The organism is Azospirillum sp. CT11-132, from assembly GCF_047302835.1.
Classification (GTDB): Bacteria; Pseudomonadota; Alphaproteobacteria; order Azospirillales; family Azospirillaceae; genus Azospirillum.
Map to the genome: position 1 here is coordinate 61768 of NZ_JBGLZA010000006.1, position 26882 is coordinate 88649.

Annotated in this window: 24 protein-coding genes and 1 tRNA gene; 7 read left to right on the forward strand and 18 right to left on the reverse strand. The window is 68.9% G+C overall.

Features of this window, described 5'->3' with window-relative positions; all coding sequences use genetic code 11:
- The first annotated feature begins 37 nt into the window (after positions 1 to 37).
- The 4 genes from ACCD06_RS24295 to ACCD06_RS24310 all read left to right on the forward strand — a co-directional run bounded on the left by ACCD06_RS24295 (position 38) and on the right by ACCD06_RS24310 (position 2886).
- Positions 38 to 799 (forward strand): response regulator, encoded by a 762-nt coding sequence (locus ACCD06_RS24295; RefSeq protein WP_413344121.1) that lies wholly within the window; start codon positions 38 to 40, stop codon positions 797 to 799.
- Entirely contained in the window at positions 789 to 2249 is a 1461-nt protein-coding gene (locus ACCD06_RS24300) for an ATP-binding protein (RefSeq protein ID WP_413344123.1), read from the forward strand. Before ACCD06_RS24295 ends, ACCD06_RS24300 begins: the two co-directional genes overlap by 11 nt.
- A gap of 86 nt (positions 2250 to 2335) precedes the next feature.
- Entirely contained in the window at positions 2336 to 2590 is a 255-nt protein-coding gene (locus tag ACCD06_RS24305; protein ID WP_247870961.1) for a type II toxin-antitoxin system CcdA family antitoxin, read from the forward strand.
- Positions 2590 to 2886, forward strand: a complete 297-nt coding sequence (locus ACCD06_RS24310; protein ID WP_109154215.1) for a CcdB family protein — start codon at positions 2590 to 2592, stop codon at positions 2884 to 2886. Before ACCD06_RS24305 ends, ACCD06_RS24310 begins: the two co-directional genes overlap by 1 nt.
- Positions 2887 to 2934: 48 nt before the next feature.
- Here the strand turns inward: ACCD06_RS24310 and ACCD06_RS24315 are convergent, their stop codons facing one another.
- The 7 genes from ACCD06_RS24315 to ACCD06_RS24345 all read right to left on the reverse strand — a co-directional run bounded on the left by ACCD06_RS24315 (position 2935) and on the right by ACCD06_RS24345 (position 10944).
- Entirely contained in the window at positions 2935 to 3759 is an 825-nt protein-coding gene (locus ACCD06_RS24315) for an aldo/keto reductase (protein WP_413344126.1), read from the reverse strand.
- 139 nt (positions 3760 to 3898) lie between these two features.
- Positions 3899 to 6184 carry a xanthine dehydrogenase family protein molybdopterin-binding subunit gene (locus ACCD06_RS24320; RefSeq protein ID WP_413344128.1) on the reverse strand — a complete coding sequence of 762 codons (2286 nt, stop codon included), beginning with the start codon at positions 6182 to 6184 and terminating at the stop codon, positions 3899 to 3901.
- Positions 6181 to 7170 (reverse strand): FAD binding domain-containing protein, encoded by a 990-nt coding sequence (locus ACCD06_RS24325; RefSeq protein WP_413344130.1) that lies wholly within the window; start codon positions 7168 to 7170, stop codon positions 6181 to 6183. Before ACCD06_RS24325 ends, ACCD06_RS24320 begins: the two co-directional genes overlap by 4 nt.
- Positions 7167 to 7685, reverse strand: a complete 519-nt coding sequence (locus ACCD06_RS24330; RefSeq protein WP_109157788.1) for a 2Fe-2S iron-sulfur cluster-binding protein — start codon at positions 7683 to 7685, stop codon at positions 7167 to 7169. Before ACCD06_RS24330 ends, ACCD06_RS24325 begins: the two co-directional genes overlap by 4 nt.
- 293 nt (positions 7686 to 7978) lie before the next feature.
- Entirely contained in the window at positions 7979 to 9088 is a 1110-nt protein-coding gene (locus ACCD06_RS24335; protein ID WP_109157785.1) for an ABC transporter ATP-binding protein, read from the reverse strand.
- Positions 9089 to 9095: 7 nt separating this feature from the next.
- The gene (locus ACCD06_RS24340) at positions 9096 to 9986 is read right to left on the reverse strand and encodes a carbohydrate ABC transporter permease (protein WP_109157784.1); all 891 of its coding nucleotides are present in this window, start codon (positions 9984 to 9986) and stop codon (positions 9096 to 9098) included.
- Positions 9979 to 10944 carry a carbohydrate ABC transporter permease gene (locus ACCD06_RS24345; RefSeq protein ID WP_247871734.1) on the reverse strand — a complete coding sequence of 322 codons (966 nt, stop codon included), beginning with the start codon at positions 10942 to 10944 and terminating at the stop codon, positions 9979 to 9981. The genes ACCD06_RS24340 and ACCD06_RS24345 overlap by 8 nt, the downstream gene beginning before the upstream one ends.
- Before the next feature lie 294 nt (positions 10945 to 11238).
- Here ACCD06_RS24345 and pgl point away from each other — a divergent pair, with 294 nt between their 5' ends.
- Positions 11239 to 11928 carry a 6-phosphogluconolactonase gene (gene pgl, locus ACCD06_RS24350; protein WP_109157783.1) on the forward strand — a complete coding sequence of 230 codons (690 nt, stop codon included), beginning with the start codon at positions 11239 to 11241 and terminating at the stop codon, positions 11926 to 11928.
- A gap of 69 nt (positions 11929 to 11997) precedes the next feature.
- On the forward strand, positions 11998 to 13014 hold the full coding sequence (locus ACCD06_RS24355) for an oxidoreductase (RefSeq protein WP_109157782.1): 1017 nt from the start codon (positions 11998 to 12000) through the stop codon (positions 13012 to 13014).
- 24 nt (positions 13015 to 13038) lie between these two features.
- Here the strand turns inward: ACCD06_RS24355 and ACCD06_RS24360 are convergent, their stop codons facing one another.
- From ACCD06_RS24360 to ACCD06_RS24395, 8 genes are all read right to left on the reverse strand, one after another.
- Positions 13039 to 14706, reverse strand: coding sequence for an ABC transporter permease (locus tag ACCD06_RS24360; protein ID WP_247871733.1), 1668 nt, complete (start codon positions 14704 to 14706; stop codon positions 13039 to 13041).
- A 189-nt stretch (positions 14707 to 14895) separates the two neighbouring features.
- Entirely contained in the window at positions 14896 to 15897 is a 1002-nt protein-coding gene (locus ACCD06_RS24365; RefSeq protein ID WP_413344134.1) for an ABC transporter substrate-binding protein, read from the reverse strand.
- A gap of 85 nt (positions 15898 to 15982) precedes the next feature.
- Positions 15983 to 16801, reverse strand: a complete 819-nt coding sequence (locus ACCD06_RS24370) for a phosphodiesterase (RefSeq protein WP_413344136.1) — start codon at positions 16799 to 16801, stop codon at positions 15983 to 15985.
- A 229-nt stretch (positions 16802 to 17030) separates the two neighbouring features.
- On the reverse strand, positions 17031 to 18080 hold the full coding sequence (locus ACCD06_RS24375; RefSeq protein WP_413344138.1) for an ABC transporter ATP-binding protein: 1050 nt from the start codon (positions 18078 to 18080) through the stop codon (positions 17031 to 17033).
- A gap of 12 nt (positions 18081 to 18092) precedes the next feature.
- Positions 18093 to 18896 carry an ABC transporter permease gene (locus ACCD06_RS24380; RefSeq protein WP_413344140.1) on the reverse strand — a complete coding sequence of 268 codons (804 nt, stop codon included), beginning with the start codon at positions 18894 to 18896 and terminating at the stop codon, positions 18093 to 18095.
- A 6-nt stretch (positions 18897 to 18902) separates the two neighbouring features.
- Positions 18903 to 19790: an ABC transporter permease gene (locus tag ACCD06_RS24385; protein WP_413344142.1), complete on the reverse strand. Its 888-nt coding sequence runs from the start codon at positions 19788 to 19790 to the stop codon at positions 18903 to 18905.
- Positions 19787 to 20803 (reverse strand): ABC transporter substrate-binding protein, encoded by a 1017-nt coding sequence (locus tag ACCD06_RS24390; RefSeq protein ID WP_413344144.1) that lies wholly within the window; start codon positions 20801 to 20803, stop codon positions 19787 to 19789. The genes ACCD06_RS24385 and ACCD06_RS24390 overlap by 4 nt, the downstream gene beginning before the upstream one ends.
- Positions 20804 to 20832: 29 nt before the next feature.
- On the reverse strand, positions 20833 to 21870 hold the full coding sequence (locus ACCD06_RS24395; RefSeq protein ID WP_413344146.1) for a LacI family DNA-binding transcriptional regulator: 1038 nt from the start codon (positions 21868 to 21870) through the stop codon (positions 20833 to 20835).
- 274 nt (positions 21871 to 22144) lie between these two features.
- Here ACCD06_RS24395 and ACCD06_RS24400 point away from each other — a divergent pair.
- A tRNA-Arg gene (locus tag ACCD06_RS24400) sits at positions 22145 to 22221 on the forward strand.
- A 64-nt stretch (positions 22222 to 22285) separates the two neighbouring features.
- Here ACCD06_RS24400 and ACCD06_RS24405 read toward each other — a convergent pair.
- The 3 genes from ACCD06_RS24405 to ACCD06_RS24415 all read right to left on the reverse strand — a co-directional run bounded on the left by ACCD06_RS24405 (position 22286) and on the right by ACCD06_RS24415 (position 26881).
- The gene (locus ACCD06_RS24405; protein ID WP_413344148.1) at positions 22286 to 23104 is read right to left on the reverse strand and encodes a formate/nitrite transporter family protein; all 819 of its coding nucleotides are present in this window, start codon (positions 23102 to 23104) and stop codon (positions 22286 to 22288) included.
- Between the two features lie 120 nt (positions 23105 to 23224).
- A complete protein-coding gene (locus tag ACCD06_RS24410) occupies positions 23225 to 23560 on the reverse strand; it encodes a hypothetical protein (RefSeq protein WP_413344151.1) in 336 nt (111 codons plus the stop codon).
- A 111-nt stretch (positions 23561 to 23671) separates the two neighbouring features.
- Positions 23672 to 26881, reverse strand: coding sequence for an EAL domain-containing protein (locus ACCD06_RS24415; protein ID WP_413344153.1), 3210 nt, complete (start codon positions 26879 to 26881; stop codon positions 23672 to 23674).
- Position 26882 lies beyond the last annotated feature (1 nt).

Below are 26882 nucleotides of genomic sequence, written 5' to 3' on the forward strand. Positions count from 1 at the left end.
AAGAAGAATGCGCCATACGGAATAGGGAAGGGAAACCATGGAGCGCGCGCGCCATCTCCTGGTCGTGGACGACGATCCCGAGATCCGGGACATGCTGCATGATTTCCTGGTGAAGAGCGGATTCCGCGTCTCCACCGCCGGCGACGGGCGCGAGATGGCGCGGGTGCTGGCGCAATGGCCGGTCGACCTCATCGTGCTGGACGTGATGCTGCCGGGGGAGGACGGGACCAGCCTGTGCCGCGGACTGCGCGCCAAGTCGGAAACCCCGGTCATCATGCTGACCGCCATGGGCAGCGAGGTCGACCGCATCGTCGGGCTGGAGGTCGGCGCCGACGATTATCTGGTGAAGCCCTTCAGCGCCCGCGAACTTCTGGCCCGCATCCGCGCCATCCTGCGCCGCTGCGGCGGGCCGGAGCCGGTGCGCGAACGGCCGCGCGTGCTGGGCTTCGCCGGCTGGTCGCTCGACCAGGGCCGGCGGGAGCTGCGCACGCCGGACCGGGTGGTGGTGCATCTCAGCCAGGGGGAATATGCTCTGCTCGGCACGCTGCTGGAACGCGCGCCGCAGGTGGTGGAGCGCACCGAACTGCTGGAAAAGCACCGCGGCGACACCTCCATCCCCTTCGACCGCAGCATCGACATCCAGATCAGCCGCCTGCGCCGCAAGCTGGAGGAGGGGCCGGGCGGCTCGGCCCTGATCAAGACGGTGCGCGGCATCGGCTACCAGTTCATCGCGACGGTGGTGGACCAGGGCGAATCCGCCTCTTCCGGACCCAGCTCCGGGACCGGCCGTGGCGCTTGAGCGTCTGCTGCCGGCCCGGCTGCGCGCCGCCCGCCTGCGCCACCGTATCCTGTTGGCGATGGTGGCGCTGCTGGCGTTGACCCATGGCGGGGCGCTGGTCGGCATGCGGCTGGTGGATGACCGCGCGCGGGAACTGCTGACCGCCCACCGGCTGGGACCGGCGATGGCCGCGGCGGTGGAGGCGGCCGACCGCGCCGTACTGGACGGGGTTGCCGCCGGGCCGGCGCTGGCGCTGAGCGGACTGCCCGACCTGTCGGTATCCTGGCAGGCCCCCGGAACCCCGACCGTGCCTGCAGGCTGGGTGCTTGACGGCGTTGTCGACGCGCCGCGTCCGGTGTTCGTCGCCGCCGCGCGCGCCCTGCTGCCGCTCCAGCCCGCCCATGCCCAGACACTCGCCGAATCGCTGTCCATGGTGGCGGAGGACACGGCGGCCCAGCTGCGCGACGCCCGCGTCTATGTCCAGCTTGCCGGCGGCGGCTGGCTGGAGTTCGCCAGCCCGCGCTTCTGGCGGCCGCGCAGCACGCCGTTCGAGATGGTGCTGGCCGGTCTGGCGGCTTTAGGTCTGGCGCTGGGACTGCTGCTCTGGCTGCCCGGCCGGCTGGTCCGCCCGCTGGAGGCGCTGGCGGAGCAGGCGACCCGCCCGCACGACCGCCTCCACCCCCGCCCGCTGCCGGAAGACGGGCCGGAGGAGGTCGCCTCGCTCGCTCGCGCCTTCAACCAGGCACGCAACGCGCTGCGCGACCTGATGGAGGGTCGCACCCATCTGCTGGCGGCGATCAGCCACGACCTGCGCACCCCGGCGACGCGGCTGCGGCTGCGCGCCGAGTATGTCGACGACGACGCGCTGCGCGCCAAGATGATGGCCGACATCGACGAGATGGCGGCGATGGTGACCGCGACGCTGGAGTTCCTCGGCGACGACGTGCTGCGCGAACAGGTGGAGGTCGTCGCCTTCGCCAGCCTGTTGCAGAGCCTGTGCGACGATTACGCCGACACCGGCGCCCCGGTGACCTACCACGAGCCGCCGCCGCTGCAGTTCGCCGCCGTCCGCACCATCTTCGGCGGCGGGGTGGAGCGCAACGACCGCTTCGACCAGCCGCGCCAGCTCCGCCTCGCCGGCCGCCCGTCCAGCCTGCGCCGCGCCTTCGCCAACCTGATCGACAACGCCATCAAGTATGGCGAGCGCGCCACCATCTCCGTCGATGCCGACGCCGCCGAGATCGTGGTCGATGTCTGCGACGAGGGGCCGGGCATCCCGGAGGCGGAGATCGCCAACGTCTTCAAGCCCTTCGTCCGGCTGGAAGGCTCCCGCAACCGCAAGACCGGCGGCAGCGGGCTGGGCCTGTCCATCGTGAAGTCGATCGTCGAGGCCCACCAGGGCCGCATCGAGCTGAGCAACCGCGCCAGCGGCGGGTTGCGCGTCAGGGTGACGCTGCCGCGGATGTTGTGACTGTTCTGGTCGCTATGGGAGCGGTTGCGGCTTGATTTGGGCGTCAGGTGTGCGCACTCTCTATGCGTATTATCATGGAGGCTCCGATGGCCGGTGAGCGCCACTCCTTCGATGCGTCTGCACCCCGGCGGGCAACGAACATCAGCCTGAACAGCGATTTGCTGGAGCAGGCAAAGGCACTCGGCATCAATGTGTCGCGTGCCTGCGAACGCGGATTGGCACAGCAGATTGCCGAACTGCGCGACCGGCAGTGGCTGGAAGAGAACCGGGAAGCCATACAGTCGTCCAATGCCTATGTGGAGGCGCATGGCCTTCCGCTGGCGAAGAACCGGCCGTACTGATGGCGCGTTTCGACGTTTATCGCCGGCTGGACGGACCGGGTTATCTACTGGACCTTCAAGCCGATATTTTGCGTGATCTGAACACGCGCTTCGTGGCTCCGCTGCTTCCGCCGGACAAGGCTCCGCGTCCGGCAGCGCGTCTTAACCCCGTGTTCTCTGTCGAAGGCCGCCCGCATGTCATGGTGACCCAGTTCGCCAGTGCGGTGATGCTTTCAGAGCTTGGCCCCCAGGTCAGTAACTTGCTGTCCGAGGACACCGCAATCGTAGCCGCCTTGGACATGCTGATTGGCGCGTGAGTCGGAGAGCCGACGACACGCGCCTCAATCGTCAGCTTTGTTCGCTTCTCACTTGTCCCAAACCGGCGCCAGCCCCGCAGGGCTGACAATCCGTCCATTCGGCTGCGCCAGCTTCGCAATCGCGGCCATGTCGCCGTCGTCCAGCGCGAAGTCGAACACCGCAAAGTTCTCCGGCACCCGTTCCGGCTTGGCGGTCTTCGACAGCACGATGTGGCCCAACTGGATCAGCCAGCGCAGCGCCACCTGCGCCGCCGTCTTGCCGTACTTGGCGCCGATCCGCTGCAATTCCGGATCGCGCGGCACCTTGCCGTCGGCCATGGCGTAATAGGCGGTGATCGCCACGCCCAGTTCCCTGACCGCCGCCGCCATCTTGCTCTGGTCGAGATAGGGGTGCACCTCGATCTGGTTGGTGACGATGGGGGCGCGGCTGCGCTGCACCGACTCCCGCAGCTGGGCGATGTTCTGGTTGCTGACGCCGATGAAGCGGGTCTTGCCGGCGGCCTGCACCGCGTTCAGCATCTCGATCTGGTCGGCGATGGCGACCTGATCGGCCGGCCAGTGCAGCAGAAGCAGATCGACCCTGTCGACCTTCAGCTTTTCCAGGCTCTCGTCCACTGATGCGGCGAACAGGTCGGGGCTGTACTTGTCGACCCAGACCTTGGTGGTCAGGAACAGCTCGTCACGGCGGGCGCCCGCCGCTTGCAGGGCGCGGCCCAGCGCCGCCTCGTTGCGGTAGATCTGTGCGGTGTCGAAATGACGGAAACCGGCTTCCAGCGCGGCCGGGACCACCCGCTCGACCTCCTCGTCCGACATGCGGAACACGCCGAAGCCCAGCGCGGGGATCTCGGCTCCATTCGCCTTCACGGTCTGCATCCTGCTCTCTCTCCTGATCGGCGCCGCAGCGCTTCTTCATGTGTCGGATGGAGACATATGGCGGGAGGCGCAGTCTGGAAACCGCCTCTCCCGCCATATCACCTGTGAATTCAATTCACAGATCCTACCCGGCGAAGCGTCACATCAGCTTGTCGAGCGTGATCGGCAGGTCGCGGATGCGTTTGCCGGTGGCGTTGTAGACGGCGTTGGCGACGGCGGCGCCGACGCCGGTGATGCCGATCTCGCCGATGCCGCGGGCACCCATCGGCGCCTGCGGGTCGGGGATGTCGGTATAGAGGATCTCGATGTTGGGAACGTCCATCTGCACCGGCACGTGATACTCGGCGAGCGAGGCGTTGACGACGCGGCCGCTGCGCGGGTCGAAGTTGGTCTCCTCGGTCAGCGCCAGCCCGATCCCCATGATGATGCCGCCCTTGAACTGGCTCGTCGCCGTCTTGGCGTTCAGGATGCGACCGGCGTCGAAGGAGCCGAGAAAGCGCGAGACGCGGACCTCGCCGGTGATCTCGCTAACCCGGACCTCGCAGAACTGCGCGCCGTAGGAGTGCATCGAGAAGGCTTCCATCTCCGCCGGCGGCGGGGCGGCGGCCTCGCAGACCAGCTCGTCGCGGGCCGCCCGCCGCAGGATCGACTCGTAGCTTTCAAAGCGCGCGGCATCGTCGCGGTGGCCGATGCCGCCGTCCCGCGTCTCGACCTCGGCGAGCGACAGGCCGGCCAGCGGCGAATCGTTGCCGGCGAGCTTCAGCAGTTCCTCGACGAAGACCTCCGCCGCGGCGATGACGGCGCCGCCGACCGAAGCCGTCTGCGTCGATCCGCCGGCGATCACCCCGCGCGGCAGGGTCGTGTCGCCATACTCGAAACTGACCTTTTCGAGCGGCACGCCGAGCCGGGCGGCGATGTGCTGGACCTGCGCCGTCGCCGTGCCCATGCCCATGTCGTGCACCGCGGTCGAGACGGTGACCTGCCCGCCGGCTGTCAGCCTGATCCGCGCCGCACCGCCGGGGAAGCGGTGGTAGGGGTAGGTTGCCGTCGCGCAGCCCATGCCGATCAGCCATTCGCCGTCCCGCCGCCCGCGCGGCGTCGGGCTGCGGCGGTCCCAGCCGAACCGTTCCGCGCCCTTGTCATAGGCGTCGATCAGGTGGCGGGAGGAGAAGGGCTTGCCGCTGGTCGGGTCCTTGTCCGGCTCGATGCGGCGGCGCAGTTCGATCGGATCGAGCCCGAGCTTTTCCGCAAGCTCATCAATCGCGCATTCCAGCGCGAAGGTGCCGACGGACTCGCCGGGCGCCCGCATGAAGGTGTTCGCAAGCATGTCCATGTCGGCGACCTCCTGGGCCAGCCGGATGGACTTGGCGGCATAGAGGTGGCGGGCCGGGAAGGTGAACTGCTCCGGACAGGAGTTGTGGGTGGTCATCGCCACGATGCCGATGTGGATCAGCGCGTCCAGTTTGCCGTCGGCGCCGGCGCCCAGCGCCACCCTTTGCTCCGTCACCGTCCGGCCGCCGACGATGCGGAACACCCCCTCGCGCGACAGCATGATGCGCACCGGCCGGCCGGCGAGCTTGGCGGCGGCGCAGGCGAGGATCTGGTGGTCCCACAGGCATTTGCCGCCGAAACCGCCGCCGACGAAGGGGGAGGAGACGCGGACCTTGTCGGGCGCCAGGCCGAAGATGTCGGCCAACTGCCCCGCCGTCAGGTCGAGAAGCTGGCTGGCGTCATGCACCCTCAGCTCGTCGCCGCTCCAGGCCACGGTCGCGGCGTGCAGCTCGATGGCATTGTGGTTGTGCCGCGGCGTCCGGTAGATCTGGTCGACCTGCACCGCGGCGGCTTTCAGGGCGGCCTCGGCATCGCCGATCTCGACCACCGGTGGCTGGCCCAGGATGTTGTCCAGCTGGCGCGGCGTCTTCTTCGCCTCGTCGAAGGAGGTCACGGCCGGCAGCGGCGCATAGTCGGCCGTCACCAGCGAGGCGGCATGGTCGGCCTGCTCCTGAGTCTCGGCCAGGACGACGGCGATGGGCTGGCCGTTCCAATGGATCTCGTCATCCTGCATGACCGGCAGGTCGCTCGCCCCGGCGGCGGTCGGCGACGACATCATCAGGGACGGCGCCTTCATCCGCGGCGCGTTGCGGTGGGTCATGACCAGCACGACGCCGGGCGCCGCTTCGGCCGCCGCGGTATCGAGCGCCGTGATCCGCCCGCGCGCAATGGTGCTGAAGGCGAGCGCCGCGTAGCACAGGCCCTCATAAGGAAACTCCGCGGCGAATTGAGCCTTGCCCTGCACCTTCAGCGGCCCGTCGATGCGCGAGACCGGCTGCCCCAGTGCCCCATGCTTGTGCAGCATCGGATCCTGCGTGACTGCCGGCTGCCAGCGGCCGGGCCGGGTGTTCGCGGAATCGGATTGCATGCTCATGCGTCGTCTCCCGTCAGTTCGCCGAGGACGGCGACGATCGTCCGCTTCGCCAGCTCGATCTTGAAGGCGTTGTCGCGAAGCCCGGTCGCGGCGGCCAGTTCCGCCTCCGCAGCGGCACGGAAGCTCTCCGGGCTGGCCGGCCGGCCCTTCAGCGCCGCTTCCGCCGCCGAGGCCCGCCACGGCTTGTGGGCGACACCGCCGAGCGCCAGCCGCACGTCGCGCACCGTCTCGTCATTGTCGATGTCGAGGGCGGCGGCGACCGAAACCAGGGCAAAGGCGTAGCTCGCGCGGTCGCGGACCTTGCGGTAGGTGGAGCGGTGGGCGAAGGGCAGGGCTGGGATCTCGACCGCGGTGATCAGTTCTCCCGGCTTCAGTTCGGTCTCGATGTCCGGCCGGTCGCCGGGCAGGCGGTGCAGGTCGATCAGTGGGATGCTGCGCGGCCCCGCCGGACCCTCCAGATGCACCGTGGCGTCGAGCGCGGCGAGCGCCACGCACATGTCGGACGGATGGGTGGCGACGCAGGCCGGCGACGCGCCGAGGATGGCGTGGTATCGGTTGAAGCCGTCGCGCGCGTCGCAGCCGGACCCCGGCTGCCGTTTGTTGCAGGCCGCAGCATTGTCATAGAAGTAGCGGCAGCGCGTGCGTTGCAGGATGTTGCCGCCGACCGTCGCCATGTTGCGGATCTGGGCGCTGGCCCCGGCAAGGATCGCGCGGGTGAGGAGCGGGTAATGCTTGCGCACATGGCCATCGGCGGCCAGCGCGGTGTTGGTCGCCGCCGCCCCGATCAGCAGACCGCCGTCGGCGCGCGGCTCGATCGTGCGCGGCAGGCCGGTGACATCGACCAGCATCTCCGGCCGCTCGACCGTTTCGCGCATCAGATCGATCAGATTGGTGCCGCCACCGAGATAACGCGCCGCGGCGTTGCCCTTGGCCAGTTCGATGGCGGCGGAGGCGTCGGAAGCCCGTTCATAGGTGAAGGGGTTCATGCCCGTGCCCCCTCCTGCGTCTTGACCAGCGTTTCGGAGATGGCCTCGATGATGCCGTTGTAGGCGCCGCAGCGGCAGAGATTGCCGCTCATGCGTTCGCGCAGTTCGGTCTCGTCGATGGCGACGCTGTCCGCCGACAGGTCGGCGGTAACGACGCTCGGGATGTTGCGTTCGATCTCGCGCGCCATGGCGACGGCGGAACAGAGCTGGCCGGGCGTGCAATAGCCGCACTGGAAGCCGTCATGCTCGACGAAGGCCTGCTGCAGCGGATGCAGGGTACCGTCGCTGCCCAGCCCTTCGACGGTGGTGATGTTGCGGCCCTGATATTGGACCGCCAGCGCCAAGCAGGAATTGATGCGTTCGCCGTCGACCAGTACGGTGCAGGCGCCGCAGGCGCCCTGATCGCAGCCTTTCTTGGTCCCGGTGAATCCCAGGCTGTTGCGGAGGAGGTCGAGCAGCGAGCTGCGGATGTCCGCTTCGACCTCGACGCTTTGCCCATTGATGGTGAAGTTCATCAGCGCATTCCCCATATCGGAACGGGTCCTGCCCGACGGCAGACCACGGCCGGCCCCCGCCTCGCTGGCGGATTGAGCCGGCTTGTCAACCGTCAACGGCGCTGGAAATCACGCTGGTCGGGTAAAAAAGCCCTCTCCCGCCCCGGGAGAGGGAAGGGGCCCATGCGGAGCATGGGAAGGGTGAGGGGTGATCCAGACATGGATTTTTGATCCTTGCCTTACCCCTCACCCTCCCCACGCCTGCGGCGCGGGTCCCCTCCCTCTCCCCGGGGGGAGAGGGGATCTATCGCCATTCAGATCCGCTGTTCAGTTTTCGGATCGAACAGGTTCGCCCGCGCCATGTCGATCATGAAGTCGGCGGTTTCGCCCTCCGCCACCCGGTCGCTCGGCTTGATGCGGGCGACCACCTCGTGGCCGTTCAGCTCGACATAGGTGATGGTGTCGGCGCCGGTCGGCTCCAGCACGTTGACGCCGCAGGCGACCTTCACCAGCGCCGGGTTGCCGGCTGCGATCGCCGGGTCGTGGCAGGTGATGGCCTCCGGACGGATGCCCAGGATCACCTCCTGGCCCAGCCAATTGCCGGCCTGCTCCGGCGCCTGGAACAGCGGCAGGAAGCCGCTGCGCTCGCGCCCGACGCTGACGCCCAGCCGGTCGCCCTCGGCCGACAGCGTGCCGCGCACGAAGTTCATGGTGGGGGAGCCGATGAAGCTCGCCACATACATGTTGGCCGGCCGCTCGTAGACCTCCTGCGGCGGAGCGAACTGCTGGACAACGCCCTCCTTCATGATGGCGATGCGGCTGGCCAGCGTCATCGCCTCGATCTGGTCGTGGGTGACGTAGACCACGGTGGTGCCGAGCCGCTGGTGCAGCTTCTTGATCTCGGTGCGCATGTCGACGCGCAGCTTGGCGTCCAGGTTGGACAGGGGCTCGTCGAACAGGAAGACCTTGGGGTCGCGGACCAGGGCGCGGCCCATGGCGACGCGCTGGCGCTGGCCGCCCGACAACTGCGCCGGCTTGCGGTCCAGCAGATGCTCGATCTGCAGCAGCCGGGCGACGCGGCGGATGGCGCCGTCGCGCTCGGTCTTCGACTGCCCGCGCATCTCCAGCGAGAAGCCGATGTTCCGCGCCACCGTCATGTTGGGATAGAGCGCGTAGGACTGGAACACCATGGCGATGTCGCGGTCCTTGGGATGGACCTCGTTGACCACGCGCTGGTCGATGCGGATCTCGCCGGCGCTGATCGTCTCCAGGCCGGCGATCATGTTGAGCAGGGTGGATTTCCCGCAGCCCGACGGACCGAGCAGGACGAGGAATTCGCCGTCCGTCAGGTCCAGGTCGATGCCCTTCAGGACCTCGACGCTGCCATACTGCTTGCGGACGTTGTTGATGCTGAGAGTCGCCATCGGAAGATCACCCCTTGACGGAGCCGGCGGTCAGACCGCGGATGAAGTATTTCCCGGCAAGCACATAGACGACGAGGGTGGGCAGGCCGGCGATCATCGCCGCCGCCATGTCGACGTTGTACTGCTTCACGCCGGTGGTGGTGTTGACGAGGTTGTTCAGCGCGACCGTCACCGGCTGGGCGCCGCCCGCCGCGAAGGACGCCCCGAACAGGAAGTCGTTCCAGATCTGGGTGAACTGCCAGATGATCGTCACCACCAGGATCGGCAGCGACAGCGGCAGCATGATCTTGGTGAAGATCTGGAAGAAGCCGGCGCCGTCGATGGTCGCGGCCTTCACCAGATCGTCGGGGATGCTGACGTAGTAATTGCGGAAGAACAGCGTGGTGAAGGCGAGGCCGTACACCACATGCACCAGGATCAGCCCGCCGGCGCTGCCGGCCAGCCCGAGGAAGCCCAGCGTCTGCGCCATCGGCAGCAGGATCACCTGCGACGGCAGGAAGCTGCCGAACAGGATCATGCCGAACACAATGTTGGCGCCGCGGAACCGCCACTTGGTCAGGGCATAGCCGTTCAACGCCCCGAAGATGGTGGAGATGACGACCGCCGGCACGACGATGACGATGGAGTTGAGGAAATAGGGTGCCATGCCGCGGCAATCGGCGCCGATGCAGGCGCGGTTCCAGGCATAGCTCCAGGCATCCAGGCTGAAGTCGCGCGGCAGCGACAGCAGCGACCCGGTGCGGATCTCCTCCGGGCTCTTGAACGAGGTGGTGATCATCAGCAGCAGCGGCAGCAGGTAATAGGCCGCGAACAGCAGGAGGATCAGGTACAGGCCCCAGCGGGCGATGCGCGCGCCGGTGCCCTGCGCCGGCGGCAGGGCGGAGGTCAGGCTAGACACGCTTGCCTCCCTTCAGTTCGGAATAGAGGTAGGGCACGATGATCGCCACCACGGTCGCCAGCATCATCAGCGCGCTGGCCGAACCGATGGCGATCTGGTTGCGGCGGAAGGTCATCTCGTACATGAAGGTCGCCGGCAGGTCGGAGGCATAGCCGGGACCGCCGCCGGTCAGCGCCACCACGAGGTCGTAGCTCTTGACCGCGAGGTGGGCGAGGATGACGAAGGCGCTCATGAACACCGGCCGGACCGACGGCAGGACGATGCCCCAATAGATGCGCGGCAGGCTGGCGCCGTCGAGATAGGCCGCCTTGATGATCTCCTGATCGACGCCGCGCAGCGCCGCCAGGAACAGTGCCATCACGAAGCCGGAGCTTTGCCAGACCGCGGCGATCACCAGCGTGTAGACGGCGGTGTCCTGCTGCACGATCCAGTCGAAGGTGAAGCCGGGGAATCCCAGGTCGCGCACGAATTGCTGGATGCCGATACCGGGATTGAGAATCCATTTCCAGGCGGTGCCGGTGACGATGAAGCTGAGCGCCATCGGGTAGAGATAGATGGTGCGCAACGCCCCTTCGCCGCGGATGCGCTGGTCGAGCAGCACCGCCAGCAGGATGCCGACGATCAGGCTGATGCCGATGAACAGCCCGCCGAAGATCAGCAGATTCTCGATGGCGACGTACCAGCGCTCGATCCGCCAAAGCTTGGAGAAGGCGTCGGCGCCGACCAGATCGTAGGACGGCAGCATCTTCGAATTGGTGAAGCTGATATAGACCGTCCAGGCGATGAAGCCGTAGACGAACAGCAGGATCGCCGCGAAGGACGGGGCAACCACCAGCTTCGACAGATGTCGCTGCGCCACCGCGCGCAGCCCGGTCGCCCGCGGCGGAGCGGCGCTGCTGACGACGGTCCCGGCATCTTCTCCGGGGGCCGGCCGATAGGATGGGGTCTGCATGGTCATGGTGAGATGCTCGGCAGCATTTGTGCCGGCGCTGCACACGGATGCAGGTCGCGCATGTCGGTTCCCTCCCGTGACGGGTTGCTGTTGGACCACCCGGATGAGGTCTCGCCCGGCGGTCGTTCGCTTGGCGGTCACTGTACGCCGCCGATGATGCGCGGGGCGGACAATTTGGTAACGCGGCGCTTTCCCGGAGCCCACGTTGTTACGTGGCTGTTACACAGATGCGCGCGCACATGCGTGGCGGGCGGATTATGGTCTGCGCCAACGAACAAGACTTATCGGGGAGCTTCCATCATGACCGCGCGCCTTCGTGTGTTCCGCGATGCCCAGGACCTTGCCGAGACGCTGGCCGACGAGACGGCGGCCCTGCTGACCGCCGCCATCGCGGCGCGCGGGCGGGCCACCATGGCGCTGCCGGGCGGGCGGACGCCGACGCCGTTCCTGACGGCGCTCGGCCGGCGCGATGTGGATTGGAGCCGGGTGACGGCGACGCTGGTGGACGACCGCTGGCTGCCGCCCGACAGCCCGGACAGCAACGCCTCCACCCTGCACGCAACGCTGCTGGCCGCCGCTCCCGCCATCCGCTTCATCCCGCTTTACACCGGCGCCAAGACGCCGGAGGAGGGGGAGGCCGCCTGCGCCGAGGCTTTGCGCGTCCTCGACGGACCGTTCGACCTGATGGTGACCGGCATGGGGGAGGACGGGCATGTCGCTTCGCTGTTCCCCGATGCGCCGGCCCTCGCCTCTGCGTGGGAAGGAACCGCACCCTGCCGGGCGATGCGCTCCCCCACCGCGCCGCATCCGCGCATGACGCTGACCCTGCCGCGCCTGCTCGACAGCCGGCGCATCGTCGTGCTGATCACCGGCGGCGCCAAGCGCGCGGTGCTGGAACAGGCCCGCGCGGCAGGGCCGGAAGACGCGATGCCGGTGCGCGCCCTGTTGCGCCGGGGCGGGGTCGACACCATGGTCTGCTGGGCGCCGTGATGAATGCCCTCTCCCGGAGCGGGAGAGGGCGTTGACGCGCTGGCAATGTGAATAGGAGTTTGTGCGACGATGAAGAGCCTGTCGGTCGGCCTGCTGGGTTTCGGCCTTGCCGGGTCGGTGTTCCACGCGCCGCTGATCCAATGTGAGCCGCGCCTGCGCCTGACGGCAATCGCCAGTTCGCGCACCGACGACATCCGCCGTGCAGCACCGGAGGCGGTTGCGACGACGGCGGACGCGGTGATCGCCGACCCAAGCATCGACCTCGTGGTGATCGCCACCCCCAACACCAGCCACGCCCCCCTGGCCCGCGAGGCTCTGCTGGCCGGCAAGCATGTGGTGATCGACAAGCCGATGGCGACCACCGCCGCCGAAGCCGACGAGCTGATCGACCTCGCCAAACGGCAGGGCCGGCTGCTGACCGTCTTCCACAACCGGCGGTGGGACAACGACTTCCTGACCCTGCGCGCCTGCCTGGACAAGGGCGAGGTCGGCCGCCCCTATCATTACGAGGCGCATTTCGACCGCTTCCGCCCGCAGATCAAGCAGGGCTGGCGCGAGCAGACGCTGGCCGGGTCGGGCGTGCTGTTCGACCTCGGCGCCCATCTGATCGATCAGGCGCTGACCCTGTTCGGCATGCCCGATCGCATCCTCGCCGATGTGGGATCCCAGCGGCCGGACGCGCAGGTCGACGACTGGTTCCACATCGTGCTCGGCTATGGGCGCATGCGGGCGATCCTGCATTGCGGCACGGTGGTCTGCCGGCCGGGTCCGCGCTTCCAGCTGCATGGCGACCGCGGCAGCTTCCTCAAGCATGGCATGGACGGGCAGGAGGCGGCCCTGCGCGCCGGCCGCCTGCCGACCGAAGCCGGCTGGGGCGGCGACGATCCGGAGAATTTCGCCCTGCTGGTCCAGGCCGACGGCACGGAGCGGCGGGTCGAGACCATCCCCGGCGACTATCCCGCCTTCTACCGCGGCGTGGCGGCATCCATCCTCGACGGCGCCCCGCCGCCGGTGACGGCCGAGCAGGCACGCGACGTGCTGACGGTGCTGGAAGCGGTGCGCAAGGCGGCGGGACTGCCGGCCTGAGATCTCACCCCCGCCCCCTTAATTTTAATTCCGCCAGGGCACCACGCCCGGCGGCAGTCGGCGGCCCAGCAGCCCGGCGGCGATCATCGCCGCCAGCACCACCAGGATGGCGATGACGCCGAGGGCGGCACCCAGCGTCGGGCTGCCGCCTTCCTCCAGCGCATAGACGACGACGCCCAGCGTCTCCCGCCCCTGCGACCATAGCAGGATGGAGACGGTCAGCTCGTTGAATGCGGTCAGGAAGACCAGCAGCCCGCCGGCGGCAGCAGCCGGGGCAACCAGCGGCGCCACCACCGTCACCAGCCGCCGCAGCGGGCCGGCGCCCAACGCGCGGGCGGCCTCCTCCACCGTCGGGTCGAGCGCGGCGCAAGCCGCCTGCACCGGCCGCAGCGCCAGCGGCAGGAAGCGGACCAGATAGGCCGCCAGGATGATCCACAGCGTGCCGTAGAGGCTGACGCCCAGCCCCGGCAGCGGCTTCAGGAACAGCAGGATGCAGCCGATGCCCAGCACCACCCCCGGCACGGCGTGCGGCAACTCCACCAGCACACCGACCGCCCGCGCGATCCGTCCGGTCCCTCCGCCCAGCGCCATGGCATGGGCCAGCGGCACCGCCAGCAGGGCGAGCAGCAGCGCCGCCGATCCCGACAGCAGCACCGAATTGACGAAGGCCCGTCCGACCTGATCGAGCGCCAGCACCTCGCGGTAATGGGCCAGCGTCAGCGTGCCGAAACCGATCGGCAGGCCATAGACGCTGACGAGGCTGGTCGCCAGCAGCGCCGTCAGCGGCGCCGCGACCATCAGCGCCAGCACGCCCCAGGCAAGCCCCTCCACCGCCACACGGGCGGAGCCGAGCGCCACCGGCGCCATCGACCGGGCGCCGCCGGGCAGGCGGCTGGAGATGCGGGCCTGCAGGATGGTCTGGGTGGCGATGCCGAGGCAGGCGACGATGCCGATCAGGGCGGCCAGCACCGCCACCTCCGGCAGGGCAGACGGCCCGAAGCCGGCCAGCCGCCGGTAGATCAGCGTCGGCAGCATCGGAATGCCCGCCGGCACGCCCAGCAGAGCCGGCACCCCGAAATTCCCCAGCGCGGCGACGAAGGCCATCGCCAGACCCGCGATCAGCCCCGGCAGGCAGAGCGGCAGCACCACGCTTCGCACCGCCCGCCACAGCCCGGCCCCCGACGCCCGCGCCGCCTCCAGCACATCGCCGGGAATGGCGCGCAACGCCGCGCGCAGGGCGAGGAAGACCAGAGGCGCATGCTCGATCCCCATCACCAGGATCATGCCGGCCGCCGACTGCACCGGGTTCGCCGTTCCGACCGGCGGGGCAAGGCCGAGCGGCTTCAGGATCGGACTGCCCGACCCGGCCAGATGCGTCCAGGCCATCGCCACGATCTGCGGCGGAATCATCAGCGGCAGGATCAGGGCGAAGGTCATCGCGGTGCGGGCGCGCAGGTTCGTCAGCCCGACCAGCAGGGCGAACGGCCCGCCGATCAGCGCTGCGGTCAGCGTGGCGCCGGCCGCGATGGCGATGCTGTTCGTGGTGGCCCGCCAAGTCGCGGGGGAGTCGGCCACGCGCGCGAGCACCGCCGCGTCGCCGGCCTCCCATAGGAGGCGCAGGACCGGGAGCAGGACGAGCAGGCCGATGAGCAGGGGCCAGCCGGGGAGGGTGGGGAACGCGCCTTTCCCCACCGTTCGACTACCCGAGGCGATCCCCCTCTCCCCCCCGGGGAGAGGGTCGGGGTGAGGGGGATGCATGGCGTGGATTTTCCCAGGAGGGTCCACGTGCGCGATTCTTGAAAGTCCTCGCAACGCGTCCCCCTCACCCTAACCCTCTCCCCGGGGGGGAGAGGGGATCCGTCTCGGTCCGCACCAACCCACTCACCCGCCGAACAGGTCGGCGAAGGCGCGTTTGTTGGCGTCGTCCTCGGCCAGCGCCTTGGCAGGGTCGAAGGGCAGCAGGGTGATCGTCGCCGGATTGGGGAAGCCCGCCGGCGGTGTCACCCCTGGCAGCGCCGGCAGGAAGCCCTGGGCCGAGGCCAGCTCCTGCCCCTCCCGGCTCAGCAGGAAGTCGATGAAGGCCTTGGCCGCCGCCGGGTTCTTCGCGGTGCTGAGGATCGCCACCGGCTCGCTGACCGCGCTGACGCCCTCCGTGGGGAAGACGAAGGCGACGGGGGCGCCCTTCAGATGCTCGCGGATCGGCAGGTAATCGACGACCATGCCATAGAGCTTCGCCCCGCCGGCCACATCCTTCAAGATGCCGCCGTTGCCCTTTGCCGCGGTGACGCCGTTGCGCTGCAACGCCTCGTAATAGGCCATGCCGAGCGACGGCTGCGCCTTGATCGACGCCATGTGGATGGCGGCGGCGCCGGAATAGAGCGGGCTCGGCATCACCGTCGTGCCCTTGGCCTCCGGCTTCAGCAGATCCTGCCAGGAGGTCGGCTTCATCGGGGCGGCGGTGTTGTAGACGATGCCGGTGGTGATCAGCTTGGTGCCGAACCAATAGCCCTGCGGGTCGTGCGTACCGGGGCGGTAGCCGGCCACCGGCGCGCCCTGATAGGGCTGCAGCCGTTTCTCCGCCTTCAGCGATTCCATCGTCACCGCATCGGCGATCAGCAGCAGGTCCGGCTGCGGCGCCCCGGCGGTGAACTCGGCGCGCAGCTTGTTCATCAGCTCGGTGGTGCCGTTGCGGATCCACTCCACCTCGACGTCGGGGTTCTTCGCCTTGAAGGCCTCCACCGTCTGGCGGGCGTCCGGCTCCAGCTGCGAGGTGTAGAGCACCAGCTTGCCGGTGGCGCCGTCCGCCTGCGCGGCCTGGGAAACGGCGGCTGGGCCGAGCGCCAGCGTCAGCACCGTGGCGAGGGTGGTGAGGAACGCCTTCATCTCTGTCGTCTCCGTTGGATCGGCGGTGAGCTGTGTCTTAGCCCAAGCCCGTGACAGGCATGTGACGGCCGGTCGAATGACCCAGTCAGTCGATCAGCTTTCCGTCCTTGAAGAAGGGATAGGGGCCGTCATAGTCGCCGATCACGGCGGTGTGGCTGACCACGCCGGTGTCGGCGCGCCACATGTGGATCTGATAGCCCGGCGGTTCCATCACGAAGGCGGACGGCGCGTCGTCGCGCAGGTCGAGCGCCACCTGATGCGCGGTCGACGGCGCGGTGGAGGCGATGGTGCCGGCCCAGCGCACCTGGATCGGCCGGTGCAGATGGCCGCACAGCACCCGCTCCACTTGGCGATGGCGGCGGACCACGTCGGCCATCGCGTCGGCGCCGTTCAAGCCCAGCCGGTCCATATGGCCGATACCGGTGGCGAAGGGCGGATGGTGCTGGAAGACGATGGTCGGCCGCTCCGGCTGCTCCGCCAGCCGCGCGTCGAGCCAGGAGAGCCGCTCGGCACAGACCTCTCCCGCGCCGGAGCCGGGCAGGACGGTGTCCATGGCGATCAGCCGCACCGGCCAGTCCTCCACCGTGTAGTGGAAGAAACGGCTGTCGCCGACGCGGGCCTTGAGGTCGGGAAAGGCTTCGGCCAGCCCGGTGCGTTCGTCATGGTTGCCGGGCACCGCGAACAGCGGGATGTCGAGCGGGCGCAGCAGACCGAGCAGCCGCTCATATTCCTCGGCATGGCCTGCGTCGACGAGGTCGCCGGTGGCGAGAATGACGTCGGGGCGCGGGTTGAGCGCCAGGATGGCGGCGACGGCGCGCTCCAGGAAGGGCGCGGTGTCGACGCGGCGGTAGGCGAGGCGGCCGGGGGGCTTGATGTGGGTGTCGGTGATCTGGACGATGATCATGGGGTGCGCCTTGGGAGTAAGTGTTTAATTTGGAAGCGTTAGACCCCCACCCCAACCCTCCCCCGCTGGGCGGGGGAGGGGGCAGGTGCTGAGGCGGGAGAGTGGCGGCAGTCCCTCCCTCGCCCAGCTCTCGCACAAAGCTTCGCTTTGTGCTGACGCGGCAGGCGGACCGCAGGTCCGCTGAGAGCGGGGGAGGTTAGGTGGGGGTCTAACTCCGCATCGAAGAACCTCACGGCACCGCCAGCACCCTTGCCGGATCGACCCGCAGCCACACCCGGTCGCCACGCCCCAACTCGCTGCGCCCCAAGGTGTCCACCGTCAGCGCCGGCCCGTCCGCCGGCTCCACCACCAGCCGGGTGCGGTCGCCCAGGAACACCGCGGCGGCGACGGTGCCGCCGAGATGCCCGTCGGCCTCGCCAGCCAGCGCCAGATCCTCCGGCCGCACCAGCAACTCCACCGCACCGTCCGCCCCGGACCAGGGCAGCGACGCCGTACCGATGCTCAGCGTCCCGCCGCGCACCGTCCCGCCCAGCCGGTTCATCGTGCCGATGAAGTCGGCGACGAAGCCGTCGGCCGGCTGATAGTAGATCTCCCGCGGCGTACCGACCTGCGCCACCCGCCCCTTGGCCATCACCACGATGCGGTCGCCCAGCGCCATCGCCTCGCCCTGGTCGTGGGTGACATAGACGGCGGTGATGCCCAGCCCGCGCAGCAGCCGGTCGATCTCCAGCCGCAAACTGTCGCGCAGCTTGGCGTCGAGCGCCGTCAGCGGCTCGTCCAGCAGCAGCACGCGCGGCCGCACCACCAGCGCGCGGGCCAGCGCCACCCGCTGCCTCTGGCCGCCGGACAGCTGGTCGATCCGCCGCCCGGCGAACTCGCCGAGATGCATCAGGTCCAGCATCTCCTCCACCCGGCGGGCGCGCTCGGGCCTGGGCAGCTTGCGTACTTTCAGGCCGTAGGCGACGTTCTCCGCCACCGTCATGTTGGGGAACAGGGCGTAGCTCTGGAATACCATGCCGACATTGCGCCGTTCGATCGGCAGGGCGGTGACGTCCTCCTCGCCGAACAGCACGCGGCCGCCGGGGTCGGGGCTTTCCAGCCCGGCGATGATGCGCAACGTCGTGGTCTTGCCGCAGCCGCTGGGGCCCAGGAAGACGATGGTCTCGCCGCCGCGGATGGTCAGGTCCAGCGGCTCCAGCGCGCGGGCGCTGCCGGCGAAGGTCTTGCCGCAGCGCTCCAGGCGGATCGGCACGGCGTCGAGGTGGAAGCTGTCGGGCATCTGGGGGTGGCCTCAAACGGACGGACGGCCGCGCTTCGCCAGACCCTGCAGCAGGATCAGGCTCGGCACAATCATCAGGAAGAAGACGAGGGTGTAGGCGCTGCCGATCTCGATCCGCAGCGAGGCATAGCTGTCGGCCAGCCCGACCGGCAGCGTCTTGGTCAGCGGCGTGTGCAGCAGCCAGGTCAGGTTGAATTCTCCCACCGACAGGGTCAGCACCATCAGCGACCCGGCCAGGATGCCGGATCGGCAGTTGGGCAGCACCACCGTGGCGAAGCGGCGCAGGAAGCCGGCGCCCAGGCTGGCCGCCCCCTCCTCCAGCGTCGTCAGGTCGATGGCGCCCATCACCGCCAGCACGGCGCGGACCATGAAGGGCAGGGTGAACAGCACATGGCCGATCAGGATGAACAGCCAGCTGCTGCGCAGATCCCCGACGCCGCCATAGGTGACGATCAGCGCCAGCGCGGTGGCGAGGCCGGGGATGGCGACCGGCATCATCAGCATCTCCTCCACCAGCCGCGCGATCCGGCCGGGACGGCGCGCCAGCGCATAGGCCGCCGGTACGCCCAGCACCAGCGTGCAGGCCAGACAGGCGAAGGCGATCTGCAAGGACAGCAGGATGGTGCCGGAATAGACCCGCAGCACCTCATCGACCCAGCGCAGGGTCAGGCCGCTCTTCAAGCCGACGAAATAGTTGGCGGTCAGCCCGGCCAGCATCGACATCACCATCGGCACGGTCAGCAGGGCGCAGACCAGCAGGGTGAAGCCCAATTGCAGCCAGAACCCCCAGCCCCGGCGATTCGACAGACTGTGCATCGCCCGTCACCCCGCCGCCGCAACGGAGGTGCCGGCGATGCTGCGCGCCACCGCCAGGGCAGCCCAGGTGATGAGGCCGAGCAGGACGCTGAGCGCTGCCGCCGCCGCGATGTTCGCCTGGAGCGTGAATTCGGTATAGATCGTCATCGGCAGCACATTGATCCGGGTGGCGAGCGTGAAGGCGGTGCCGAACGCGCCCATCGAGGTCGCGAAGCTGAGCGCGCCGGCCGAGATCAGCGCCGGATTCAGCGCCGGCAGGATCACGTCGGCCACCACCCGCCACGGGGCCGCTCCCAGCGACCGCGCCGCTTCCTCCAGCCGCGGGTCCAGCTTCTCCGCCGCCGCCATCACCGTCAGGATCACGCGCGGGATCGAGAAATAGACGTAGCCGAGGAACAGCCCGGCCATGGAATAGGCGAACACCAGCTTTCCCCCGGTCAGCACCTGGGTGATGGTGCCGATCAGCCCCTGGCGGCCGGCCAGCATGATGACCATGAAGCCGATGACCACGCCGGGAAAGGCCAGCGGGAAGGTCAGCAGCGCCACCAGCAGGGCATGGCCGGGGAAGCGGTGCCGCACCAGGAACAGCCCGGCGACAGTGGACACCGCCAGCGTCACCAGGGTCACCCCCGCCGACAGCGCCAGCGTGGAGAGCAGGCTGTCGAGATGGCCGGGATCGGCCAGCGTGGTCACATAGGCCGACCACCCCTCCGCCCCGCCGGCGCCGATCAGGATCAGGCGGACCAGCGGCAGCAGGAAGAAGGCCGCGAACACCGCCGCCGCCGGCGCCAGCAGGGCCGCCAGCCGCAGCGGTTCGCCCGCACAACCCCCACCGGCCGACGGACTCGCCGCCGGCCGGTGGGGGAGGGGAGCGTCCTGCACGCAGGCGCTCACTTCACCTCCGCCTGATAGCGGTCCATGAAGCCCTTCTGCGCCTCGGCCATGCGCACCATGTCGACCGGCTTGGCGCGGGCGTAGTCGGCGGCCGGCAGGAACTTTGCGGCGGTCTCCGGCGACATCGCCTCGGCGCGGACCGGGCGCATGAAGGCGTTGGCCCACAGGGTCTGGCCCTTGTCCGACAGGACGTAGTCCAGAACCTTCTTGCCGTTCTCCGGGTTCGGGCCGTTCTTGACCAGCGCCATCACATAGGGGACCGACACCGTGCCTTCCTTGGGGATGACGAAGGCGACCGGCGCCTTGTCGGTGTATTTGGCGCGGTAGGCGTTGAAGTCGTAGTCGATCAGGATCGGAATCTCGCCCGACAGCACGCGGGCGTAGGAGGTCTGCTTCGGCACGATGGGCTGGTTCTTCTGCAGGTCCTTGAACCAGCCGATGGCCTTGTCGAAGCTGCCGTAATCGCCGCCCAGCGCTTGGTTGACCGCCACCGCGCCGACATAGCCGATGGCGGCGCTGGTCGGGTCGAGATAGCCGATCATGCCCGAATAGTCCGGCTTCAGCAGATCGGCCCAGCTCTGCGGCACCGGCTTGCCGCCCAGCGCCTCGGTGTTGACGAAGAAGCCCAACGTGCCGCTGTGGATGGCGAACCAGTTGCCGTCGGCGTCCTTCATCCCGTCGGGGATTTCGGCCCAGGCTGCCGGCTTGTAGGGGGTGACGATGCCGGCCGCCTTGGCCTGGATGCCCACCGGCCCGCCGAGATAGACGACGTCGGCCACCGGCTTGTCCTTTTCCGCCAGCATGGCGGCGAGCGACTGGCCGGAGTTCTTGTTGTCGAACGGTACGGCGATGCCGAGATCGGCCTTGATCGCCTTCAGCTGCGACGCCCAGTCGGCCCATTCCGGCGGGCAGTTGTAGCAGATGGCGGTCTGCTCCGCCGCCAGGACGGGAGCGGCCGTGGCGGTGAGGGCGGCAGCCAGGGCGGCGGCACCAAGAAGGAACGGCTTGAACATGATGGCGTGTGTCTCCGTTCGGAAAGCGCTTAGGTCGATTCTGACGGTGCGGCCCCGAGCGATTCGCCCGGACGCAGGGTGAAGGGCATCATCACGGCGCGGCCTTGCAGCTCGCCGGAAAAGCCGGTGCGCAAACATTCGAAGGCGGTGGCGCCCATGGCGCGGGCCGGCTGCACCAGCGTGGCGAGGCTGGGCGCCATCAGCCGTCCGACCTCGATGCCGTCGAATCCGCAGACCGAAACATCGTCCGGCACCGACAGGCCGAGGTCGCGCAGCGCCCGGATGGTGGCGAGCGCCAGCATGTCGTTGGAGGCAAAGAAGGCCGTCGGCCGCTCCGCCCCCTCCAGATGGGGGGCCAGCCGGTGGGCCAGCCGCAATTCGTTGAAATCGACCTCCACCACCGGCCCCGGCGGCAACCCGGCATCGGCCAGCGCCGCCAGCCAGCCGGCATGGCGCCGGCGCGAGCGGTCGGACTGGCGGAAGCGCCCGACGATCATGCCGATGCGCCGGTGTCCCAGCTCCGCCATCCGCTCCACCACCGCGCGGGAGGCGGCGACATTGTCGACCGACACATGGGCGCGCGGTGCCCGTTCCGGCTGGTTGTAGGCCAGCACATAGGGCAGCCGCACCTCGTCCAGCGTATCGAGCGAGCCGCTGCGATCGGCATCGGCGACGGTCAGCACCAGCCCTTCAACACGGTTCGATAGCAGCCCTTCGATGGCGCGCGATTCGCGGGCCGGATCATAGTCGGTGGAGGCGATCAGCACGCTGTACCCAACCTCCGCCGCCGCGTCCTGGATGCCGGCGACGCTTTCGGCGAAGACGGGGTTGGTCAGCGACGGCACCAGCACACCGACGGTGCGGGTGCGCGCCGCCTTCAGGCTGCGTCCGATGGTGCTGGGCCGGAAGGACAGGTCGGAGGCGGCGGCGCGCACCTTCTCCATGGTTTCCGGCGTGGCGTTGCCGCTGCCGTTGAGGACGCGCGACACAGTGGCGATCGACACCCCGGCGAGCGCCGCCACGTCGCGGATCGTCGCCACCCGGTCCATGGTCCGCCGATCCGTCATCCCGCCATCCATCTGCCGTCCATCATCCCTGTTCCCGCACCCGTCGATCCGGTGCGGCTGCAGAGTGGCGGCGGCGTGTTGCAATCGCGTGACGCCGTGAAAACGGTTTCGTGAAGAATGGAAACGTTTCCATACGGCCTTACGGCGTGAGCATTGCCCTCCGAAGGCAGCGGTCATGGGGATGGAAGCGGCCTCTGCAAGCCGCCGAAAAAACAGCGATTTTAGTGTTTGCGTCCCCGCAGACCTTAGGCTATGTTGCGCCTCCACCAGCGATGGACCCGTAGCTCAGCTGGATAGAGCGCTGCCCTCCGAAGGCAGAGGTCATGAGTTCGAATCTCGTCGGGTCCGCCACGAATTCAAGGGCTTAGCCGCTTCAGCGGCTAGGCCCTTTTCGTTTGCGCGCTCCTGATTTCCCTCACTGGTCCTGCCGCACCTGTGCGTGGTTGATCAGCGCCACCATGCCGACTCCGCCCAGCACGTTGCCGATCAGCGACGGCAGCAGGAAACCGAAGGCGTAGCGGTCCCAGCCGATCTCGCCGGACATGGCGGCGAAGGACACCTCGACCGAGCCGGCGATGACATGGGCGAACTTGCCCAACGCGATCAGCCAGGTCAGGGCGACGATGATGAAAAAGCGCGCCTGCCCGACCGACGGCGTGATCCAGACCAGCAGCGCGATCAGCCAGCCGGCCAGCACCCCGTGCAGCAGCGTCGTCGTGAATCCCGACCGCGCCGCGGTCGTGCCCAACTCGACGAAGGCGGCGCGCAGTTGCGGGGAAAAGGCCTCCGTTCCGACGGCGAAGGCGGAGAACAGCAGAGTGCCGACGATGTTCGCGGCAAAGACCAGCGCCCACAGCCGCACCACCTTCATCAGGGTATCGGTCGACCAGCGATGCAGCAGCGGCAGGATCACCGTCAGCGTGTTCTCGGTGAACAGCTGCTGGCGCCCCAGAATGACGATCAGGAAGCCGAAGCAATAGCCGAAGCTGGCGATCAGCGGCCGCCACGGCTCGTCCGGCAGATGGGTCGTCATCAGCGCCTCGCCCACCATCGAGAAGCCCATCGACAGCCCGGCCGCCAGACCCGACCACAGCAGGGAGGAGGTCGGGCGCTTCAGCTCCTCCTGCCCCTCCAGGCGAATGGCCTCGTGCAGGATCAGCGCCGGCGGGTTGGAGCGTTCCTTGACCTCGTCCCGCTCATCCTGGTTCAGGCGGGTATCGCTGGCGTCGGGCACGGGCGGAACCTCCGATAAAGGGCTGACGAAAGAGAAAAGGGAACGTCCTGCAGGGCGTTCCCTTCGATATCCATTACGCGTTTGAGCGGGAGAGGGGCGGGGCGGCCGATCGTATGCCGGTCAATGGCGTGCCACCTTGTGGTCGCCATGCTCGCGCTTTTCCGCGGTATCGCGGCCGATCAGCTTGTTGAAGTTGGAGTCCTCCTCGTAGAGCAGCGCGAGCTTGGAGTCCTCGAACTGCTGGAAGAACTCGTTCCAGTCGATTTCCTCCAGCTCGCCATGGTCGGACTGGCGGGCCTTGGGGAACATCAGGCGCAGCAGGCCGACGCCGGTCTTGCGGCTCTTCTTGCCGCTTCCATGCGCCTCGTCATGGGTGCTGCGGACGACGGCCGGCTTGCCGCCGTGGCTTTCGGCCCAGCGGCGGATCTCGTCGTGGTCGGTGGTGGTCTTGGCCATGTGGTCCTCCGGATCGGTGTCCTGGCGGGGCGGTGTCCTGGCAGGATGCGTTCCCGTACCAGAACAGCCGTCACCGGAAGGCGTTGCGGTCCGTCCGGATTCCTGGATGGTTCAGCCCTCGTCCTGCAGCCGCGCGATCAGCGCCGGCACCTCCGCCGCCGGGACCGGGCGGGAGAACAGATAGCCCTGCGCCTCGTGGCAGCCCAGCCGGCGGACGGCGTCGAGCTGGGTTTGCTCCTCCACCCCCTCGGCGGTGATGACGATGCCCAGGTTGCGGCCCATCCCGGCCACCGCCTGCACCACGGCGGTGGAGCCGTCGCAGCGCGGCAGATTGGCGACGAAGCTGCGGTCGATCTTCACCTTGTCGAAGCGGAAGCGGCAGAGATAGCCCAGCGCCGAATAGCCGGTGCCGAAATCGTCCATGACGATCCGCGCGCCGAGAGCCCGCAGCTCGCGCAGGGTGCCGAGATTGGCGTCGTCGTCCTGCAGCAGGACGGACTCGGTGATCTCCAGCTCCAGCCGCTCCGGCGCCAGCCCGGTGTCGGCCAGCGCCTGGCGCACCGACTCCACCAGCCCCTTGTCGCGGAATTGGACGGAGGACACGTTGACGCTGATCCCGATGCCGTCTGGCCAGCGCGTCGCCTCGCGGCAGGCTTCGCGCAGGGCCCACTCGCCGATCGGGCCGATCAGGCCGGTTTCCTCCGCGACGGGGATGAAGTCGGCCGGGCGGATCAGGCCGCGGCCGGGACGGCGCCAGCGGATCAGCGCCTCGAACCCGCGGATGCGGGACTCGCCGGTGCAGACCAGCGGCTGGTAATGCAGCTCGAACTCGCCCTGTCGCAGCGCCTCGTGCAGTCCCAGCTTCAGGTCGTGGAAGGATTTCAGCCGCTCCGCCATCTCGGGCGCGAAGAAGCGGTGGGTGTTGCGGCCGTCGGCCTTGGCGCGGTAGAGCGCGATGTCGGCCGCCTTCAGCAGCGCGTCGGCCTCGACGCCGTCGCGCCGGGACAGGGCGATGCCGATGCTGGTTCCGGTCCGGACCTGGGCGCCGTCGATCTCGATCGGCTCGGCCAGCGCCGAGATGATGCAGCGGGCGAGATCCTCCGCCTCCGCCGGTCCCCACAGGTTGGGCTGCAGGACGGCGAACTCGTCGCCGCCGAAGCGGGAAACGAGGTCGGCGCCGCCGATGCAGCCGCGCAGACGGCCGGCCACCTGCCGCAGCAGCGCGTCGCCGGCATGGTGGCCCAGCGTGTCGTTGACGGCCTTGAACTGGTCGAGGTCGATGTAATGGACCGCCATCACGCCCTCGTCGGGCGCCTCGCGCAGCGCCTGTTCCAGCCGTTCCTGGAAATAGAGCCGGTTGGACAGGCCGGTCAGCGAATCCAGCCGGGCGAGTTGGGCGATCTTCTCCTGGGCGGCGCGCCGCTCCTCCTCCACCCGCCGGCGTTCGGTGACGTTGCGGAAGAAGACGGACAGTCCCTGCGCGGTCGGAAAGGCGTGGATTTCCGTCCATTGGCCGAGAGCCGTGACGAATTCCTCGAAGACGACCGGCGTCTGGTCGGCCATCGCCTTGCGGAACAGGCTGCGGCTTTCGGTCTGCTGCGGGAAGGCGTCGAAGAAGGCGTCGCCCAGCCGGATGCCGCGGCCCTCATGAATGGCGGCGGCGGCCGGGTTGCGGTAGGTGATGCGCCAGTCGCGGTCGATGAACACCACGGCGTCGGTGGTGCTTTCCAGCACGCCGGACAACAGCGCGGTGGTCTCCTCCAGCGCCTGCCGGGCCATCTGGATGTCGGTGACGTCGCGGGAAATGGCGAGCAGCCGCTGTGGCCGTCCGTCGGCGCCGGGCAGGGGGCAGACCAGATTGTCCCACCATTTCGGCGTGCCCTTGGCTGTCGGACAGAAACCGAGGAAACGCCCGGTGCCGCCCCGCTTCGCGATGTCGATCGACGCGCGCAGCTGCGGCCGGCGCTCCTCCGGCCAGTTGGCCTCCCAGGGCTGGTTCTTCAGGCACTCGAAGCTGTCCAGCTCCATCAGGCGGACGCCGGGAATGTTCATGAAGGTCAGCCGCCCCTCCATGTCCAGCACCTTCACGCATTCCGGGCTGTTGTCCAGGATCTGGCGGGCGAAGGATTCGCTTTCGCGCAGGGCCGCCTCGGTCATCTTGCGTTCGTGGATGTCCTCGGTCGAACCGTACCAGCGGACGACCCGGCCGGTGGCGTCGCGGCGTGCGGTGGCGCGCGCGCGGAACCAGCGGTAGCTGCCGTCGGCCATGCGGATGCGCTTTTCGTTGTCGATGCGGACGCCGCTGGCGATGGCGTCGGCCCAGTTCTGCCGGGCGCCGTTCAGGTCGTCGGGATGGACGGCGCGCATCCATCCATGCCCCAGCGTCTCCTCGTGGCTCAGCCCGACCAGGGCGCGCCAGCGCGACGAGACCTCCAGCAGCCGGCCGTCGGCGTCGAGGGTGAAGGGGAATTGCGGGTTCAGCTCGACCGAATGGCGGTAATGGTCCTCGCTCTCGCGCAGGGCGTCTTCGGCAAGGCGGCGTTCGTGGATGTCCTCGTCGGTGCCGTGCCACTGGACGATGCGTCCCTCCGCGTCGCGCTGGGCGGCGGCGCGGCGACGGAACCAGCGATACTCGCTGCCCGGTACTCCGTCCCCGGCAACGCGCAGGCGCAGGTCGATCTCCAGCGCGGCACCGCCGGTCAGGCTGCAGGTCCAGGCGGCCTCGAAGGGCGCGCGGTCGTCGGGGTGGAGCGCCGCGATCCAGCCCTGCGGCGTCGCGACATCCGCCGCGCCGAGACCGGTGCGCTCGCGCCAGCGCCGGGTCGTGCGCGGCGTGCCGTCCGGGGCGCCGTACCATGGATACAGGTCGCTCAGTTCCAGCGTCTGGCGGCGCAGCTCCTTGAAGTGGCGCAGTTCGGCCTCGCACCGCCGCAGCGCGGTCCGGTCCTCCACGATGCAGAGCAGGGCGGCGCCGTCCCCATTTCCATCGCTGTGAGGATGCAGGCTGGCGACCAGCGCCCGCTCCGCACCGGTGAGGGGACCGGTCAGGGCGATGTCCTCCACCACCGTGCCGGCCAGGGCGAGCGATGCGGCGGCCAGCAGTGCGTCCTCCGCCTCCGGCCAGACATCGATGAAGGGCAGTCCCGTCGCGGCGGTCGCGGGAAGTCCCGCCAGCGCCCCCATGCGCCGGTTCATCCGCAGGCAGCGGAGCTGGCGGTCGAGGAACGCAATCCCCACCGGGATCGCGTCGTAGATCGCGTTGATCCGCGCGGGCTTGCGGTCCGGGAGCAAGTCGAACTCGGCGCTCAGGGTTTGGTGCATT

Coding starts and splice junctions, on each gene's coding strand:
- ACCD06_RS24295 (WP_413344121.1), top strand. CDS start 38: ATGGAGCGCGCGCGCCATCTCCTGGTCGTGGACGACGATCCCGAGATC.
- ACCD06_RS24305 (WP_247870961.1), top strand. CDS start 2,336: ATGGCCGGTGAGCGCCACTCCTTCGATGCGTCTGCACCCCGGCGGGCA.
- ACCD06_RS24310 (WP_109154215.1), top strand. CDS start 2,590: ATGGCGCGTTTCGACGTTTATCGCCGGCTGGACGGACCGGGTTATCTA.
- ACCD06_RS24315 (WP_413344126.1), bottom strand. CDS start 3,759: ATGCAGACCGTGAAGGCGAATGGAGCCGAGATCCCCGCGCTGGGCTTC.
- ACCD06_RS24320 (WP_413344128.1), bottom strand. CDS start 6,184: ATGAGCATGCAATCCGATTCCGCGAACACCCGGCCCGGCCGCTGGCAG.
- ACCD06_RS24325 (WP_413344130.1), bottom strand. CDS start 7,170: ATGAACCCCTTCACCTATGAACGGGCTTCCGACGCCTCCGCCGCCATC.
- ACCD06_RS24330 (WP_109157788.1), bottom strand. CDS start 7,685: ATGAACTTCACCATCAATGGGCAAAGCGTCGAGGTCGAAGCGGACATC.
- ACCD06_RS24335 (WP_109157785.1), bottom strand. CDS start 9,088: ATGGCGACTCTCAGCATCAACAACGTCCGCAAGCAGTATGGCAGCGTC.
- ACCD06_RS24345 (WP_247871734.1), bottom strand. CDS start 10,944: ATGACCATGCAGACCCCATCCTATCGGCCGGCCCCCGGAGAAGATGCC.
- pgl (WP_109157783.1), top strand. CDS start 11,239: ATGACCGCGCGCCTTCGTGTGTTCCGCGATGCCCAGGACCTTGCCGAG.
- ACCD06_RS24355 (WP_109157782.1), top strand. CDS start 11,998: ATGAAGAGCCTGTCGGTCGGCCTGCTGGGTTTCGGCCTTGCCGGGTCG.
- ACCD06_RS24365 (WP_413344134.1), bottom strand. CDS start 15,897: ATGAAGGCGTTCCTCACCACCCTCGCCACGGTGCTGACGCTGGCGCTC.
- ACCD06_RS24370 (WP_413344136.1), bottom strand. CDS start 16,801: ATGATCATCGTCCAGATCACCGACACCCACATCAAGCCCCCCGGCCGC.
- ACCD06_RS24375 (WP_413344138.1), bottom strand. CDS start 18,080: ATGCCCGACAGCTTCCACCTCGACGCCGTGCCGATCCGCCTGGAGCGC.
- ACCD06_RS24380 (WP_413344140.1), bottom strand. CDS start 18,896: ATGCACAGTCTGTCGAATCGCCGGGGCTGGGGGTTCTGGCTGCAATTG.
- ACCD06_RS24390 (WP_413344144.1), bottom strand. CDS start 20,803: ATGTTCAAGCCGTTCCTTCTTGGTGCCGCCGCCCTGGCTGCCGCCCTC.
- ACCD06_RS24395 (WP_413344146.1), bottom strand. CDS start 21,870: ATGACGGATCGGCGGACCATGGACCGGGTGGCGACGATCCGCGACGTG.
- ACCD06_RS24410 (WP_413344151.1), bottom strand. CDS start 23,560: ATGGCCAAGACCACCACCGACCACGACGAGATCCGCCGCTGGGCCGAA.
- ACCD06_RS24415 (WP_413344153.1), bottom strand. CDS start 26,881: ATGCACCAAACCCTGAGCGCCGAGTTCGACTTGCTCCCGGACCGCAAG.